This window comes from Sphingobium sp., from assembly GCF_035511395.1.
Lineage (GTDB): Bacteria > Pseudomonadota > Alphaproteobacteria > Sphingomonadales > Sphingomonadaceae > Sphingobium.
Window position 1 is genome coordinate 26,985 of record NZ_DATKFP010000161.1, and the last position, 15,324, is coordinate 42,308.

Annotated in this window: 14 protein-coding genes; 8 read left to right on the plus strand and 6 right to left on the minus strand. The window is 65.4% G+C overall.

What is annotated here, in order from left to right:
• Positions 1–77 precede the first annotated feature (77 nt).
• The 5 genes from urtA (at position 78) to urtE (ending at position 4,788) form a co-directional block, all read left to right on the plus strand.
• Positions 78–1,289, plus strand: a complete 1,212-nt coding sequence (urtA, locus tag VMR39_RS10930) for an urea ABC transporter substrate-binding protein (protein ID WP_325416002.1) — start codon at positions 78–80, stop codon at positions 1,287–1,289.
• A 122-nt stretch (positions 1,290–1,411) separates the two neighbouring features.
• Entirely contained in the window at positions 1,412–2,299 is an 888-nt protein-coding gene (urtB, locus tag VMR39_RS10935; protein WP_325416003.1) for an urea ABC transporter permease subunit UrtB, read from the plus strand.
• The gene (gene urtC, locus VMR39_RS10940; RefSeq protein ID WP_325416004.1) at positions 2,292–3,320 is read left to right on the plus strand and encodes an urea ABC transporter permease subunit UrtC; all 1,029 of its coding nucleotides are present in this window, start codon (positions 2,292–2,294) and stop codon (positions 3,318–3,320) included. The genes urtB and urtC overlap by 8 nt, the downstream gene beginning before the upstream one ends.
• A complete protein-coding gene (locus VMR39_RS10945) occupies positions 3,317–4,075 on the plus strand; it encodes an ABC transporter ATP-binding protein (RefSeq protein ID WP_325416005.1) in 759 nt (252 codons plus the stop codon). The genes urtC and VMR39_RS10945 overlap by 4 nt, the downstream gene beginning before the upstream one ends.
• Entirely contained in the window at positions 4,072–4,788 is a 717-nt protein-coding gene (gene urtE / locus VMR39_RS10950) for an urea ABC transporter ATP-binding subunit UrtE (RefSeq protein WP_325416006.1), read from the plus strand. The genes VMR39_RS10945 and urtE overlap by 4 nt, the downstream gene beginning before the upstream one ends.
• A 203-nt stretch (positions 4,789–4,991) precedes the next feature.
• Here urtE and VMR39_RS10955 read toward each other — a convergent pair whose 3' ends face one another.
• From VMR39_RS10955 to VMR39_RS10975, 5 genes are all read right to left on the minus strand, one after another.
• Positions 4,992–5,726: a FadR/GntR family transcriptional regulator gene (locus VMR39_RS10955; protein WP_325416007.1), complete on the minus strand. Its 735-nt coding sequence runs from the start codon at positions 5,724–5,726 to the stop codon at positions 4,992–4,994.
• 16 nt (positions 5,727–5,742) lie between these two features.
• The gene (locus tag VMR39_RS10960) at positions 5,743–6,666 is read right to left on the minus strand and encodes a Gfo/Idh/MocA family oxidoreductase (RefSeq protein ID WP_325416008.1); all 924 of its coding nucleotides are present in this window, start codon (positions 6,664–6,666) and stop codon (positions 5,743–5,745) included.
• On the minus strand, positions 6,663–8,240 hold the full coding sequence (locus VMR39_RS10965; RefSeq protein WP_325416009.1) for an aldehyde dehydrogenase (NADP(+)): 1,578 nt from the start codon (positions 8,238–8,240) through the stop codon (positions 6,663–6,665). The genes VMR39_RS10960 and VMR39_RS10965 overlap by 4 nt, the downstream gene beginning before the upstream one ends.
• A 192-nt stretch (positions 8,241–8,432) precedes the next feature.
• Positions 8,433–10,235 carry an IlvD/Edd family dehydratase gene (locus VMR39_RS10970; protein ID WP_325416010.1) on the minus strand — a complete coding sequence of 601 codons (1,803 nt, stop codon included), beginning with the start codon at positions 10,233–10,235 and terminating at the stop codon, positions 8,433–8,435.
• A 135-nt stretch (positions 10,236–10,370) separates the two neighbouring features.
• Positions 10,371–12,410, minus strand: coding sequence for a hybrid sensor histidine kinase/response regulator (locus tag VMR39_RS10975; protein WP_325416011.1), 2,040 nt, complete (start codon positions 12,408–12,410; stop codon positions 10,371–10,373).
• 137 nt (positions 12,411–12,547) lie between these two features.
• On the opposite strand from VMR39_RS10975, the gene VMR39_RS10980 reads away from it, so the two are divergent.
• The 3 genes from VMR39_RS10980 to VMR39_RS10990 are packed head-to-tail and all read left to right on the plus strand — an operon-like array spanning position 12,548 to position 14,690.
• A complete protein-coding gene (locus VMR39_RS10980; RefSeq protein WP_325416012.1) occupies positions 12,548–13,591 on the plus strand; it encodes a COX15/CtaA family protein in 1,044 nt (347 codons plus the stop codon).
• Entirely contained in the window at positions 13,588–13,905 is a 318-nt protein-coding gene (cutA, locus tag VMR39_RS10985) for a divalent-cation tolerance protein CutA (RefSeq protein ID WP_325416013.1), read from the plus strand. The genes VMR39_RS10980 and cutA overlap by 4 nt, the downstream gene beginning before the upstream one ends.
• Positions 13,902–14,690 carry a hypothetical protein gene (locus tag VMR39_RS10990; RefSeq protein WP_325416014.1) on the plus strand — a complete coding sequence of 263 codons (789 nt, stop codon included), beginning with the start codon at positions 13,902–13,904 and terminating at the stop codon, positions 14,688–14,690. The genes cutA and VMR39_RS10990 overlap by 4 nt, the downstream gene beginning before the upstream one ends.
• Here VMR39_RS10990 and VMR39_RS10995 read toward each other — a convergent pair.
• Entirely contained in the window at positions 14,687–15,313 is a 627-nt protein-coding gene (locus tag VMR39_RS10995) for a hypothetical protein (protein WP_325416015.1), read from the minus strand. The genes VMR39_RS10990 and VMR39_RS10995 overlap by 4 nt on opposite strands.
• Positions 15,314–15,324: the final 11 nt, after the last annotated feature.

A 15,324-nucleotide genomic window follows, 5' to 3' on the forward strand; every position in this document is an offset into this window, starting at 1 on the left:
GCCGGCTTTCCATAGCCTTTGAGCGACCGAATTGCCGCAGCGCCGCCATCTGGCCTGCCATGGGAGATCTTCACATCATGATCCGTTCCAGGCTGCTCCTGCTTGCCACCGCCTCCTGCGCTGTGGCGCTGACCGCCTGTTCGGGCGGCGGCAGTTCCAGTGCGCCGACGGGCGACAGTGTCTCGGTGGGCGTACTCCAGTCGCTGACCGGCACGATGGCGATCAGCGAGATCACGGTGAAAAATGCCGAGATGCTGGCGATCGAGGAGATCAACGCGGCTGGCGGCGTGATGGGGAAAAAGATCAACGCGCTGGTCGAGGATGGCGCGTCCGACCCGTCGACCTTCGCGCAGAAGGCGTCGAAACTGATCGAGAGCGACGGCGTGTCCACGGTGTTCGGCGGCTGGACCTCCGCCAGCCGCAAGGCGATGCTGCCAGTGTTCGAGCGGACCAAGAATCTGCTCTGGTATCCGGTCCAGTTCGAGGGCAATGAATGTTCGCCCAACATCATGTATTCGGGCGCGCAGCCCAACCAGCAGGCGCTGCCCGCGCTCGAATGGGCGGTGGCGCAGGGGCACAAGAGCTACTTCCTCGTCGGGTCCGACTATGTCTATCCCCGCACCGCCAATCTGATCCTGAAGAAGCATATCGAAAAGCAGGGCATGAAGGTGCTGGGCGAAGCCTATGTGCCGCTGGGCGGGACGGACTTTTCCGGCGTTATTGCCAAGATCGCGCAAGCAAAACCGGCGATCATCATCAACACGTTGAACGGTGACAGCAACGTCGCTTTCTTCAAGCAGTTGCAGGCCGCGGGCATCAGCACCAGGACGATGCCGGTCATGTCCTTCTCCATCGGCGAACAGGAAGCCAAGGCGATGGGCACGGCGCTGGTCGAGGGCAGCTATGCCGCCTGGAATTATTTCCAGAGCCTGCCCGGTGAGGCCAACGCCAAGTTCATCGCCGCCTATCGGGCGAAGTTCGGCAAGGACGCGGCGATCACCGACCCGATGGTCCATGGCTATCTCGACGTCTATGCGTGGAAGGCGGCGGTCGAGAAGGCGAAGAGCTTCGAACCCGATGCGGTACGCAAGGCCGCGGCCGCGCTGGGCGGCTTTGACACGCCGATGGGCAAGGTCGGCTTCGCCGCGAACCAGAGCCTGACGCAGAAGGCCTATATCGGCAAGCTGAAGGCCGACGGCCAGTTCGAGATCATCGCCGACAGCGGCAAGGACATCGCGCCCGAACCCTATGACGCGCTCGCCTTCCCCGGCAAGACTTGCGCGCTGTAAAGATGTCCCAAACCCCCGTTCGGGCTGAGCCTGTCGAAGCCCTTCATCGAGCGAAGCGAGATGCCTTCGCTTCGCTCGGGCAGCCCCTTCGACTTCGCTCAGGGCGAACGGAATAATAGATCATGGACGCCCTTTTCCTCAACCAACTGTTCAACGGTGCTTCGCTGGCCTCGCTGTATCTGCTTGCCGCGCTGGGCCTGGCTCTGTCCTTCGGCCTGATGCGCGTCATCAACATGGCGCATGGCGAAATGCTGATGCTGGGCGGCTATCTCGCCTGGATGACGCTGCTCGTCGTGCCGGGTGCGCTGGGCATCATCCTGGCCATTCCGGTCGCCTTCATCGGCGCGGCGGCGATGGGCGGCCTCATCCAGTCCACCCTGATCCGCCGCCTGTCCGCCCGGCCGCTCGACACGCTGCTCGCGACATGGGGCGTCAGCCTGATCCTGCAACAGGGCGCGCGCGACCTGTTCGGCGCGATCGGCGTGGAGGTGCGTGCGCCGGAGTGGCTGACAGGCAGCTTCATGGTTTTCGGCGTCACCCTGCCGTCCGCGCGGCTCTTCATCATCCTGATTGCCGCTCTGGTGCTGGGCGCGCTCGCGTTGCTGCTGCTGAAAACCCGCATCGGCCTGCTGGTCCGGGCGGTCAATCAGGACCGGATGATGGCGTCGGCCGTGGGCATCGACGTCCGGCGCGTGGACGTCACCATCTTCTGCCTCGGCTCCGGCGTCGCGGGCCTTGCCGGCGTCATGCTGGCGCTGCTCGGCCCGGTCACGCCCAATGTCGGGCAAAGCTATATCATCCCGGCCTTCCTCGTCGTCGTGATGGGCGGCCTCGGCAGCATCGTCGGCACCACGGCGTCGGCGATCATCCTCGGCCTCTTCGCCGCGCTCGCGCAGATTTTCGTCGATGTCAGCGTGGCGCAGATGCTGTTGCTGGTCTTCGTCATCCTCTTCATCCAGGTCCGCCCGCAAGGCGTGATCGCCGTCAAGAGCCGCCAGCTCGATGCCTGATCTTTCCCGTCTGGACCCGATAAAGCCCTTCCTGCCATGGGCGCTGCTCGCATTGGGCATCGCCGCGCCCTTCGCGCTGTCTGCCTATGACCTGAACCTGCTCGCCCGCTTCATGGCGCTGGGCATCCTTGCGCTGGGCCTCGTCCTCATCTGGGGCCATGGCGGCATATTGAGCCTGGGGCAGGGGGTCTTCTTCGGCCTCGGCGGCTATGCCATCGCCCTGCACATGAAGCTGGCGGACCTGCCGCAGGGCGAAATCCCCGACTTCATGGTCTGGAGCGGCCGTGAAAGCCTGCCCTTCTGGTGGGAACCTTTCGCCAGTCCCGCCTTCACTATCGCCGCGATACTGATCCTGCCTACCTTGATCGGCGCGCTCTTTTCCTGGGCGGTGTTCCATCGGCGGGTCGGCGGCACCTATTTCGCGCTCATCACGCAGGCGCTGGCGCTCGCCTTCGCCACGCTCATCATCAGCCGGCAGGATGTGACGGGGGGCTTCAACGGCCTCACTGACTTCTATTCGATCTTCGGCGTCGGCCTTGCCAGCCCCGGCACCGGCAGCGCGCTCTACTGGGTGACGCTGGCCATCCTGTGCGGTGCCTTCATGGCCCTGCGCTGGCTGCTCGCCTCGCGCTTCGGCATATTGTTGCGCGCCGCCCGCGATGGCGAGAACCGCGTCCGCTTCCTCGGCTACAGCCCCACGCCCTTCAAGGTGGTCGCCTTCGCCATCGCCGCGATGCTGGCCGGGATCGGCGGGGCGCTCTTCACCCTGCATGCCGGGGTCGTGTCGCCCGCGCTGATCGGCGTCGTCCCCTCGATCGAGATGGTCGTCTGGGTCGCGATCGGCGGGCGCTACAGCCTGGCCGGCGCGATCGTCGGCGCGCTACTCGTCAACCTCGCGCGCGACGCGGTGTCCAGCGCCTTCCCGGAACTGTGGCTCTACCTGATGGGCGCGCTCTTCATCTTCGTCGTTACCCTGCTGCCGCGCGGCCTTGCGGGCCTTATCAAGGGGAAGGTGGCATGAGCGGATCGGCGGTTTCCGACCTGTTGCTGAGCGTCGATGGCGTCACCATCGACTATAGCGGCTTCAAGGCGCTCGACAATTTCAGCATGACGCTCAATCGCGGCGAAACCCGCGTGGTGATCGGTCCCAATGGCGCGGGCAAGTCGACTTTGTGCGACACGATCATCGGCCGCGTCCGTCCCAGCGAAGGGCGCGTGATCTTCAAGGGCGAAGAGGTTCAGCAGCTGCCTGAGCAGCGGATCGTCGCGCGCGGCATCTGCCGCAAATTCCAGGCCCCCGGCGTGCTGCCGACCTTAAGCGTGCGGGACAATCTGGCACTCGCCGCGCGGCGCGACCGGCGCTGGTGGAAGAGCTTCGGGACCGGCATACCGGTCGACGAACGGCAGGCCATCGAGGACGCGTTGGAGAGCGTCGGCCTTACTCATCGTACCGCCGTGGAGGCCGGCACGCTCGCCCATGGCGAGAAGCAATGGCTGGAAATAGCGATGGTCATGGCGACTGGCGCGGAACTGCTGCTGCTGGACGAGCCGACCGCCGGCATGGGGCCGGCCGAAACCAGCCGCACCGCGCAGCTGATCCACGGGCTGGGGACAAGCCGCACCGTCCTTGTCATCGACCATGACATGAGCTTCGTCGAACAACTCGCCGCTCCCGTCACCGTCATGCATCAGGGCAAGTTCCTGAAGCAGGGCAGCATCGCCGACGTCCGCGCCGACCCGGAGGTCGCCGCCGTCTATCTGGGCCACACCGCATGAGCGCGCCGCTGATAGAAATTTCCGCCCTGTCCAGCGCCTATGGCCAGAGCCAGGTGCTGTGGGACGTCGATCTGGTGCTGGATCGGGGGCAGGTGATGGCGCTGATCGGTCGCAACGGCGTCGGCAAGACGACCCTGCTGCACGCGATCATGGGCACACGCCCGGCGACCGGCGGCGCGATCTGCTTCGACGGGCAGGATATCAGCGGCCTCCCCGCACACAAAAGATCACAGGCGGGCATCGGCTTCGTGCCGCAGGGGCGCCATGTCTTCCCGCAGCTGACTGTGATGGAGAATCTGGAGACGGGCCTGTCCGCACTCGCTGGGCGTGGCAAGGGCGCGGCGAAAGTGCCGCAGCATATCTTCGATCTCTTTCCCAAGCTTTGGGACATTCGGACGCGGGCAGCGGGTTTTCTGTCTGGCGGCGAGCAGCAGCAACTGGCCATCGGCCGCGCGCTGGCGGGGGAGCCGAGCCTGCTGCTGCTCGACGAACCGACCGAGGGCATCCAGCCCAATATCGTGCAGCAGATCGAGGCGGCTCTGGTCCATGTCCGCGACCAGTTGGGCATGACGGTGCTGGTGGTCGAGCAATATCTGGATTTCGTCTGGCGCTTCGCCGACCGCTATAGCGCGATGCAGAATGGCCGTATCATCCGGCAGGGCAGCATCGCGCAAGAAAGCGCGAAAGATGTCGCCCATCTGGTGCAGATTTAGAGCGTTTTCTAAGCAGGTGGACTCACCTGCTTACTCGGAAAACGCGGTAAAATAAAGGCTTAGAGCAGCCGAGCCGATGCAATCGGATCGGAAACTGCTCTAGCCCGGTTCGCCCTGAACTTGTCGAAGGGCCGTCCTTCGTTGAAGTGAAGAGCAGCATTCGACAGGCTCAGCCCAAACGGATTTGAGTTCGCGATTATTTTCTATTCCGACAGCGCGATATCCATGTCGGCCAGCGCCAACCGCAGCAGTTCGGCCATGGTGTTGCGCGCCGCCGCCGTGTCGCGCGCGGCGATCGCCCGATGGACTGCCTGATGGTCGGGCAGGGGGTCGCGCGGTAGCAGCTTCTTGCGATGCTTGAAGGTAGTGGTCCAGCTGACCGCAGCCCCGACCGAACTGGCCAGCGCTTCCAGTGCGTCATTATGCGCGGCGGCGAGGATGGCGTGATGGAAACGCTGGTCGGCGGCGCGACCCTCCGGCGTGGAGAGGCCATAGCGCGCCATCTCCGCCAGCGCTGCGTCCATCACCGCCAGTTGCTCCTCCGTGCGGCGGCGTGCGGCGAATTCGGCGGCGGCGGGCTCGATCACCCCGCGCAGCTCGAACAGGTCGCGGATGAAATTGGCGTCCGGCTCGCCGGCGAACATCCAGGCGAGCATTTCGGGGTCCAGCACGTTCCAGCGCGCGCGGGGCAGGACGCGGGTGCCGGCCTTGGGGCGGCTTTCCAGCATCCCCTTGGCGATCAGGATGCGCACGGCCTCGCGATAGGCGGTGCGCGATACGCCGAGCCGTTCCGACGCCTCGATCTCGCCCTCGAACAGGTCGCCGGGCTTGTGCTTGCCGGTCAGGATGGCAGTGCCCAGGTCGCGGGCGATCGCCTGATGGATGCGGAGCGCGCCTTCTTCCGATCCGAACGGTCCGTCCTGTCGCGCGCTCCCCATCGTCTTTTCCTTTACATCAGTCCTCGAAGGCAGCCGTAGGGCAATGCCGCCCGCAAAGGAAGGCATCGGCCACCAAACGCAGCGGCGCCGTGTCGGCGTCGATCGCCTTGTCCGCCACCAGGCCGACGAAACGGCGATACATGGTGGGATATTCCTCGTCCGGCGCCTTCATCTGCACTTCGCCGTCGAGACGCAGCGTATTGCCGCCTTCCGACAGGAGCAGGCTGCCCTTGTCGGTCTCAACCGCGATGTCCCAAGTCTGTGGCCCCGTCTGGCGCCAGTCGAACACGGTGTCGATCGCAGCGCCCGAAGCCGTCGCCAGGCTAAGCGTCGCGCCGATCGGCGCCTGCTTGTTGGACGGGACTTCCAGTTCGGCCGACAGCACGGTGATCGGTTCGCCGACGATCTCGGTCAGGATCGACAGGGCGTTGATGCCCGGATCGAACACGCCGAAACCGCCCGCTTCCCAGATCCAGGGCTGGCCCGGATGCCAGTGGCGGACGTCTTCGCGCCACTGGATGTCGATCCGTTCGACCTTGCGCTCCGCGATCCAGGCCTTGGCCTGCGCCACGGCGGCGGCGTAGCGGCTGTGCCAGCTGGCGTAGAGCGTGACGCCCTGCGCCTTGGCCAGCGCGGTCAGCGCCTCCACTTCGGATACGGTCGCGCCCGGCGGCTTTTCCAGGAATACATGCTTGCCCGCCAACAGCGCCTGCCGGGCCGCATGATAGCGGACCTGCGGCGGCTGGCAGAGGATGACGGCATCCAGATCGGGTTCGCCCGCCAGCATCGCGCCGAGGTCGGGGTAGTTGTTCACCCCTTCGCCCTGCGCGTTGCGGCTGGCGACGGCGACCAGTTCGATGCCGTCGATCTTCTCGATCGCGGGCAGGTGCTGATCGCGCGCGATCTTGCCGAGCCCTACCAGACCTGCCCTGATCGTCATGCTGCGACTTCCAGCTTGCCTTCGTTGCGGCGCGTCAGGCCCCAGGGGTTGGCGTCCTGAAGCGCTGCGGGCAGCAGTGCGTCCGGCACGTCCTGATAGCAGACGGGGCGCAGGAAGCGCATCATCGCCAGCGTGCCGACCGAGGTCGAACGGCCATCGGCGGTCGACGGGAAGGGACCGCCATGGACCATGGCATGGGTCACTTCGACGCCGGTGGGCCAGCCGTTGGTCAGGATGCGGCCGACCTTGCGGGACAGCGTCGGCAACAGCTTGGCGGCGTCGCCTTCATCGCCTTCGCCGATCTGGAGCGTCGCGGTCAGCTGGCCTTCCAGGCCCGCGATGGTCGCGATGACCTCTTCGATGCTGGAGCAGCGGATCAGGACCGAGGAGGAACCGAAGACTTCTTCGGACAGCACCGGGTTGGACGCGAAGGTCGCGCTGTCGGTGGCGAAGAAGGCGGCCTGACCACGGTTGCAGCCTTCCGGATTGGTGCCGCGGGCGACGGTGGTGACGCCTTCGGCGCCGACCAGAGCGGCGACGCCCTTTTCATAGGCGTCATGGATGCCCGGCGTCAGCATGACCTGCGGCGCGGCGCCCGACAGGGCGGCAGCAGCAGCGGCGACGAACGTGTCGAGGTCGGGACCGTCAAGCGCGATGACCAGGCCGGGGTTGGTGCAGAACTGGCCCGAACCCATGGTCAGCGAACCGACGAAGGCGGTGCCGAGCGCTTCGGCTTTCGCTGCCAGCGCGCCCGGCAGCAGCACGACCGGGTTGATCGACGACATTTCGGCATAGACCGGGATCGGCTCGGCGCGTTCGGCCGCGATCTTCATCAGCGCCGTGCCGCCACCGCGCGAACCGGTAAAGCCGACGGCCTTGATGCGATGATCGGCGACCAGCGCGCTGCCCAGCGCGCGGTTGGCGCCCGGCAGGTAGGAGAAGACGCCTTCATGCAGGCCAAGGCTCTTGACCGCTGCCTGGATGGCGCGGGCGACCAGTTCGCCGGTGCCAGGGTGGGCACTGTGGCCCTTGACCACGACGGGCGATCCGGCGGCGAAGGCGGCGGCAGTGTCACCGCCCGCGACCGAGAAGGCGAGCGGGAAGTTGGACGCGCCGAACACGGCGACGGGGCCGACCGAATGGTTGACGCGGCGCAGGTCGGCGCGCGGCAGCGGGGCGCGATCCGGCAGCGCCTTGTCGATCGTCGCGTCGAGCCAGTCGCCGAGGCGGACATAGCTGGCGAACAGGCGCAGCTGGCCGACGGTGCGGCCGCGCTCGCCTTCCAGACGGGCGCGAGGCAGGCCGGTTTCGGCCATGGCGGTTTCGATCAGCAGATCACCGATGGCGACGATATTGTCGGCGACGGTTTCCATGAAGGTCGCGCGGGCGTCGGGCGACAGTGTCGAAAAGCTTTCGAACGCGGCGTCGGCCAGTGCGGCGGCTTCCTCGACTTCGCTGGGCATCGCGCTGGAAAAGGCGACGTCGCCCTTTTCACCGGTGGCCGGATTGATGGCGTAGAAAGGCTCGCCGCCGGTGCGCTCGTTCGCGCCGATGAGGATGGCTCCGTTGAACATGGCTGTCTCCTGAAGGGGGTCAGAATGGCTAGTCGATCATGCCGCAGGGATCAGACCCTTTTGCGACATGGATGATGCTGAAATCGGGAAGATGGGGCGGCGCTCCAGATGGATAGCCGCCCCGTCCTTTCAAGGGGCAGAAGCCGAAAATACTCGGACTTAATGCCCTGATCAGAGCCTGAGATCGGTGTCTCAGTGATTGTCGCGCGGCAGGCCCATGGTCTGGGCGATGCGCTGATATTTTTCCGCGCCTTCCAGGATGGCGCCGGTGTTCATCTGACCCACGACCGAGCGCTGGATCTCCTGCCACGGCGTCTGCGACGCGGGATATTTGAACCCGCCCTCAGCCACCAGCTTCGCGCGGCGTGCTTCCAGTTCCTCGTCGGAAATCAGGACGTTCACCGTGCCGGCCTTCAGGTCCATACGGACGCGGTCGCCGGTTTCCAGCAGGGCAAGGCCACCCATCGCCGCCGCTTCGGGTGAGGCGTTGAGGATGGAGGGGCTGCCCGACGTGCCCGACTGGCGACCGTCGCCGATGCAGGGGAGGGCGGACACGCCTTCGGTGATCAGGTAAGCGGGCGGACGCATGTTCACGACTTCCGCCGCACCAGGATAGCCGATCGGACCCGCGCCGCGCATGAACATCAGTGTGTCGGCGGTGATGCCGACCGACGGATCGTCGATGCGGTGGTGATAATCTTCCGGGCCATCGAACACGACCGCCGGGCCTTCAAAGGCTTCCGGATCGTCGGGGTTCGACAGGTAACGCATGCGGAATTCTTCGCTGATGACGCTGGTCTTCATGACCGCTTCGTCGAACAGGTTGCCGGTCAGGACCAGGAAGCCGGCCTCGTCCTTCAGCGGCTGGCCGAAGGGACGGATGACCTTTTCATCCTCGATCTCCACGCCCCTGCAATTCTCGCCCATCGTCTTGCCATTGACGGTCATCGCGCCTTCCTTGATCAGGCCCTGGTCGATCAGCTGGCTGATGACGGCGGGCAGGCCGCCGGCGCGATAATAATCCTCGCCCAGATATTCGCCGGCCGGCTGCATGTTGACCAGCAGCGGTACCTTGTGGCCGACCGTCTCCCAGTCCTTGAGCGGCAGTTCGACACCCATGTGGCGGGCGATGGCGGCAAGGTGGATCGGCGCGTTGGTCGAACCGCCGATCGCCGAGTTGGCGACGATGGCGTTGTGGAAGGCGTCCAGCGTCATGATCTCGGACGGTTTCAGATCTTCATGCACCATTTCGACGATACGCTTGCCGGTGCGGTAGGCGGCTTCCTGACGGTCGCGATAGGGGGCGGGGATCGCCGCGCTGCCCGGCAGCATCATGCCCAGCGCTTCGGCCAGCGCGTTCATGGTGCTGGCGGTGCCCATGGTGTTGCAGAAGCCGGTCGATGGCGCGGACGAGGCGACCAGCTTGATGAAGCCTTCATCGTCGATCTTGCCGGCGGCCAGCAGCTGGCGGCCATGCCACACGATCGTGCCCGAACCGGTGCGCTCGCCCTTGTGCCAGCCGTTGAGCATCGGGCCGACCGACAGGGCGATCGCCGGGATGTTGACGGTGGCGGCGGCCATCAGCAGCGCCGGGGTGGTCTTGTCGCAACCGCTGGTCAGGATCACGCCGTCGAGAGGATAGCCGTACATGGCTTCGACCAGGCCCAGATAGGCCAGGTTACGGTCAAGGCCGGCGGTCGGGCGCTTGCCGGTCTCCTGGATCGGGTGGACCGGGAATTCCAGCGCGATGCCGCCCATTTCGCGAATGCCTTCGCGCATGCGCTCTGCCAGCACCAGATGGTGGCGGTTGCAGGGCGACAGGTCGCTGCCGGTCTGGGCGATGCCAATGATCGGCTTGCCGCTGCGCAGCTCCTCAAGGCTGAGGCCGAAGTTCAGGTAGCGCTCCAGATAGAGCGAGGTCATGTCGATATTGTCTGGGTTGTCGAACCAGGCGCGGCTGCGCAGCTTCGGGGCAGTCTTGGGCGAATCGCTCATTGGGGCATCCTGACGAAAAAGACGGGGCGCTTCTGCGCGCTCGCCTTTCCGATATACTCATACAAATACTATTTCAAGGATGCATGAAGGCACGGATACGGAAATTCGCGATGAAATGCGGGTTAAAGGAGAAGGTCAGGCCGGCTGGCGGCTCTGGCTAGACTGGTCGTCGAGCATTGCGCGCACCTTCGCGGCCAGATCGGCATAGGTGAAGGGCTTGGTCAGCAATTCGACGCCGGGATCGAGCCGGCCATGATGGATGATGGCGTTGCGCGCATAGCCGGTGGTGAAGAGGATGCGGAGCGCGGGATGGCGGGTATGGACTTCGCGGGCAAGGTCGGCGCCGCTCATCCCGCCGGGCAGTACCACATCGGTGAACAGCAGGTCTATCGGCTCGCTCGCACCGTCGATCGCCGCCAGCGCCTCGGCAGCGTCGCCGGCTTCCAGCACGCGATAGCCCAGGTCGCGCAGCACGCTGGCCGAATAGGCGCGGACATTATCGTCATCCTCGCACAGCAGGATGGTCTCGGTGCCGCCTACCGTCTGCGGGGGAAGGGTTTCGGTGGGATCCGCGACCGGCAGAAGGCCGTGATGCCGGGGCAGATAGAGTTTGACGCAGGTGCCCTGTCCCGGCTCGGAATAAACCTGGAGATGGCCGCCGGATTGCTTGATGAAGCCATAGACCATCGACAGGCCAAGACCCGTACCGCGCCCTACATCCTTGGTCGTGAAAAATGGCTCGACTGCATGAGTCAGCGTGTCCGCATCCATGCCTTCGCCGCTGTCGGTCACGCTGATCAGGACATATTGGCCGGGAGCGATATCGCCTTCGGATGTCATACGCGCGGCATCCACCTGGAGATTGTCTATTTCGATGTCCAATCGCCCGCCGTCCGGCATGGCGTCACGCGCGTTGATCGCCAGATTGAGCAGGGCATTTTCCATCTGGTTATGATCGACCTCGATCGTCCATGCGCCGTCCAGCGGTGTCGTATGCACCTCGATCGTCTCGCCCAGGGTCCGCTGGAACAGGTCCGACATGCCGGCGATGAGCCGGTTGGGGTCCATCGCCTGTGGAATGAGCGGCTGTCGGCGGGAGAAGGCGAGCAGGCGCTGGGTCAGGATCGCGGCGCGCTCGGCGCCTGCCATCGCGTTGTCCGCCGCGCGTTTCAGGCGCGGCTGGTCGGCAGGCAGGGTGCGCTGGAGCAGTTCCAGATTGCCTGTCACTACTTGAAGCAGATTATTGAAATCATGGGCGACGCCGCCGGTCAACTGGCCCAACGTCTCCATCTTCTGTGCCTGTCGCAGAGCCGCCTCCGCTTCGGTGCGCGCGCGGGCCTCGGCGCGATGTTCGGTCACGTCGCGGGCGACACAATAGATATGATCGCCCTCCGGCACGGCAGTCCAGCTGAAGGTGCGATAATCGCCAGCCTTGGTGCGGAACCGGTTTTCGAAGCGCCAGGTGGGGCGTCCTTCGGCCAGGTCGTCGATTTCCTGGCGCGTGGAGGACACATCGTCAGGATGCTCCATCCATTCGGACGTGCGGCCGACCAGTTCTTCCTGGCTCCAGCCCAATATGTCGGTCCAGGCGGGGCTGGCGGCCAGCCAGACGCCGCTGACATCGGCGATCAGGAAGGGATCGCGCGCCAGCGCCCAGAGCCGGTTGCGCTCGGCCGCCATCTGTCGTTCGGCCAGCACTCGCTTTGTCGTTTCGCTGACGATGCAGAGGACGCCGCCGATCGATCCGTCCGCCTCGAACACCGGGGAATAGCTTATGTCGAAGAAGACATCCTCGCCCCGGCCAGCGTCACGCTCGATATAGAAGGGGCGATCCCTGGCGTGGACCGTTTCTCCGCCATCGCGCACGGATCGTAGCAGCGGTTCCAGATCGTCCCACAGCTCGGTCCAGCCCTCGCGACCCGGCAGGCCCAGCACATGGGGATGCTTGTCGCCGATCGTCGGCACATAGGCTTCATTGTAGAGCGCGCAGAAATCAGGCCCCCAGAACAGCACGATTTCCGCCTTGGACGACAGCATCAGGCGGACGGTCGAAACCAGCGTGGGCGACCAGCCATCCACCGCGCCGAGCGGCGACGCGGCGTCGATGGCGGCGGTCAGCGCGCCCACCGGCCCCTGCGATGCGATCCTGTCTGCTATGCCCGTCGCGGCGTTCATTCCTGTCTCAGCACGATAATCTCTATTAGCCCGATACGCCCATGAGCCGATTTGTTTCCCGGTGATGGGCTGGCCCGGACCTTTTGTCCATCCGCTATGCTCTTGAAACCCGTGAGGCGGCGGCGCATGGAACGGCCATGATAGCTGCCGCTTCCGCCTTCCGCTCCTCCGCCGCCATCGCGCCGCGCGCCATCGCCCGCTGGCTGCTGGCCGTGGCCGCCCTGGTCTTCTGCATGGTGGTGGTGGGCGGTATCACCCGCCTTACCGAATCGGGGCTGTCGATCACCCAGTGGAAGCCGATCACCGGCGCGATCCCGCCGCTGACCCATGACCAGTGGATGGAGGCGTTCCGCCTCTATCAGCAGATCCCCGAATATCAGCAGATCAACAGGGGCATGACACTGGGCGATTTCCAGTTCATCTTCTTCTGGGAATGGGCGCATCGGCTGCTGGGACGGCTGATCGGCGTCGCCTTCGCGCTGCCGCTGATCTGGTTCGCCTGGAAGCGGGTCATCCCGGCGGGCTATGGCTGGCGCCTGACCGCCTTGCTGGCGCTGGGCGGATTGCAGGGCGCGATCGGCTGGTGGATGGTGAAGTCGGGCCTGTCGGTGCGGACCGACGTCAGCCATTATCGACTGGCGGTGCATCTGCTGACCGCGCTGTTCATCATCGGCGGCCTCATCTGGACCGCGCTCGACCTGCTGATGCTGGCGCGCAGCCGGGCGGCGCGGCCGGCGCGGATGCGACCCTTCGCATTGGCGGCGCTGCTGGTGCTGTTCGTGCAGCTGCTGTTCGGGGCGTTCACCGCCGGGCTGGATGCGGGCTATGTGTCCAGCACCTGGCCGCTGATGAACGACCATCTGGTACCCGAAGGGATCAGCTGGTGGGGATCGCTCTGGGCGACCGTCTCGTCCGATCCCTATCTCGTCCATTTCATCCATCGCTGGTGGGCCTGGGTCGCGGCGGCGCTGCTGATGCTGCTGGCGCGGCGCGCGAAGAAGGCCGGACAGCGCGGCCCGTCGATCGCAATCAACGCCACGGTCGGCACGCAGGTACTGCTCGGCATCGCGACCGTCATCAGCGGCATCGCGCTGCCGCTGGCGGTGCTGCACCAGGCGGTCGGGGCGCTGGTCGTGGCATCGGCGACATGGGGTGCGCACGCCATCGGACGCCGCGCATGAGCGAGCCGGTCGCGCTGGTCTATACAATGTTCGGATCGGTCGAGGATGCCCGGCGCATCGCCCGGCAACTGGTCGAGGAGAGGCTGGCGGCCTGCGCCAATATCGGCGCGGCCTGCACCTCCTTCTACGAATGGCAGGGTATAATCGAGGAGGCGGCGGAAATCCCCGTGCTGTTCAAGACCAGCCCCGCGCGGAGCGCGGCATTGCAGGCCCGGATCGTTGAACTGCATGGCTATGATCTGCCGGCTATCGTGGCGATAGATGGAAATGCGTCGGCCGCCTTCGCCGGCTGGGTCGGGGAGCAGGTTCGATGAAGATGTGGAAGCTGGTATCCATGCTGCTGCTCATGGGCGCGCAGCCGGCCGCGGCCGAGTTGGTGCCCATCGCCTTTTCTCCGCCGGTCGGGCGCGACTTAGTCTATCTTATCGATCAAAGTCGCGTGATCGACGGGCAGAAGAGCCGCTTCACGGCGACGCGCAGTTTGCGCTTCGAGCACGTAGGCGACGCCTGGCTGCTCCACGCCACACTGCGAGCGATCGACAGCGATGCGCCGGCGGCGGCCACCCAATCCTGGCGCGCCGCGCTGACGCCGCTGGTCGGGGTCGAGATGGGGTTCCGCATCGACGCCAATGGCAAGATCGTTGGGCTGGACGACATGGACAAGGTCTGGACCTCGGTCGAGCAGGGCCTGGCGAAGATGATGGCAGGCTTCGCGCCTGATTCTTCCCGATATCGCGCCGCCAGTTCAGTGCAGACGCTGTTTGCCGGTCTGCCGCCGGACGGGCGGCTGGCGCTGCTGGCGGGTGAATATCAGCCACTCTTCCTCTTCGCCGGCGGTGAGGTCGAAGATGACGCTGCCGGGCGCGGCGTGCGGACCGTGGCGGGATCGCCGCTCGGTCGGCCGGTCAAGGTGGAAGGCCTGCTGCGACTGGAATCACGCGAGGGTGATCGGTTAAGACTGGAGGAGAATCTGGCCGGAGAGGGCGTGCAGGTGGCGGTGCGCTATGGCCTGTCGACGCAAACCGGGCTCGTCGAGCAGCAGACGCGCGACCTGACGCTGGGCGCCAAGACCCTTACCGAAACGCGAGATCTGCGTTAGGGCGCCGCGCTGGCGTTAGCCGCCGGTGTCGTGGCGGAGGCTTCGGCTTCCTTTTTGGGCGCAAAGGCGCGCAGACTGGTCAGCAGCGTTTCGGAAATCGCCTGATATTGCTCGCTCAGCATTTCGGGATAGACGAAGGTCGCGGTGACGATCGATCCATCCGGCTGGCGCAGCAGGCGGATGGCGACATTATTGCCTTCGCCATCATTGGCCGTGCCGCGATATTCATTATCGCCGACAAAGTCCCCGTCCACGCCTTCGGCCCCGGTGTTGAGCGCTTCCACGATCTGCTGGAGCGTCTGATCGTCGTCATTCTTCTGCCAGAAGACGCGTACGTCTGCGCCCGCGCCGGGGTCTTGATACACGACGCCCTCCGCATTGCTGGCGCCCTTGTCCCTCACCCAGCCTTCGGGAAGGGTGACGGAAAAGCCATGCTCTATATTCACATAGTTGCGACTGTCGGGCGTGTCTTCCGACTGCTGGTTGGCGATGGCATTGGCGGCCGCTGCATTGGCGGCGGCGGCCAGTTCCTCCTGAGTCGGCATGTCCGCCACGGGTTCGGTGCGGCCGCAGGCGGCGAGCAGCAGGATGGGCAGGCAGACGGCGAGGGGGGCGTTCTTCATGTCCCGTCCAA

What these genes read in the sequence shown, in the direction of transcription:
- urtA (WP_325416002.1), top strand. Translation starts at nt 78, where the DNA reads ATGATCCGTTCCAGGCTGCTCCTGCTTGCCACCGCCTCCTGCGCTGTG.
- urtB (WP_325416003.1), top strand. Translation starts at nt 1,412, where the DNA reads ATGGACGCCCTTTTCCTCAACCAACTGTTCAACGGTGCTTCGCTGGCC.
- urtC (WP_325416004.1), top strand. Translation starts at nt 2,292, where the DNA reads ATGCCTGATCTTTCCCGTCTGGACCCGATAAAGCCCTTCCTGCCATGG.
- VMR39_RS10945 (WP_325416005.1), top strand. Translation starts at nt 3,317, where the DNA reads ATGAGCGGATCGGCGGTTTCCGACCTGTTGCTGAGCGTCGATGGCGTC.
- urtE (WP_325416006.1), top strand. Translation starts at nt 4,072, where the DNA reads ATGAGCGCGCCGCTGATAGAAATTTCCGCCCTGTCCAGCGCCTATGGC.
- VMR39_RS10955 (WP_325416007.1), bottom strand. Translation starts at nt 5,726, where the DNA reads ATGGGGAGCGCGCGACAGGACGGACCGTTCGGATCGGAAGAAGGCGCG.
- VMR39_RS10960 (WP_325416008.1), bottom strand. Translation starts at nt 6,666, where the DNA reads ATGACGATCAGGGCAGGTCTGGTAGGGCTCGGCAAGATCGCGCGCGAT.
- VMR39_RS10965 (WP_325416009.1), bottom strand. Translation starts at nt 8,240, where the DNA reads ATGTTCAACGGAGCCATCCTCATCGGCGCGAACGAGCGCACCGGCGGC.
- VMR39_RS10970 (WP_325416010.1), bottom strand. Translation starts at nt 10,235, where the DNA reads ATGAGCGATTCGCCCAAGACTGCCCCGAAGCTGCGCAGCCGCGCCTGG.
- VMR39_RS10975 (WP_325416011.1), bottom strand. Translation starts at nt 12,410, where the DNA reads ATGAACGCCGCGACGGGCATAGCAGACAGGATCGCATCGCAGGGGCCG.
- VMR39_RS10980 (WP_325416012.1), top strand. Translation starts at nt 12,548, where the DNA reads ATGATAGCTGCCGCTTCCGCCTTCCGCTCCTCCGCCGCCATCGCGCCG.
- cutA (WP_325416013.1), top strand. Translation starts at nt 13,588, where the DNA reads ATGAGCGAGCCGGTCGCGCTGGTCTATACAATGTTCGGATCGGTCGAG.
- VMR39_RS10990 (WP_325416014.1), top strand. Translation starts at nt 13,902, where the DNA reads ATGAAGATGTGGAAGCTGGTATCCATGCTGCTGCTCATGGGCGCGCAG.
- VMR39_RS10995 (WP_325416015.1), bottom strand. Translation starts at nt 15,313, where the DNA reads ATGAAGAACGCCCCCCTCGCCGTCTGCCTGCCCATCCTGCTGCTCGCC.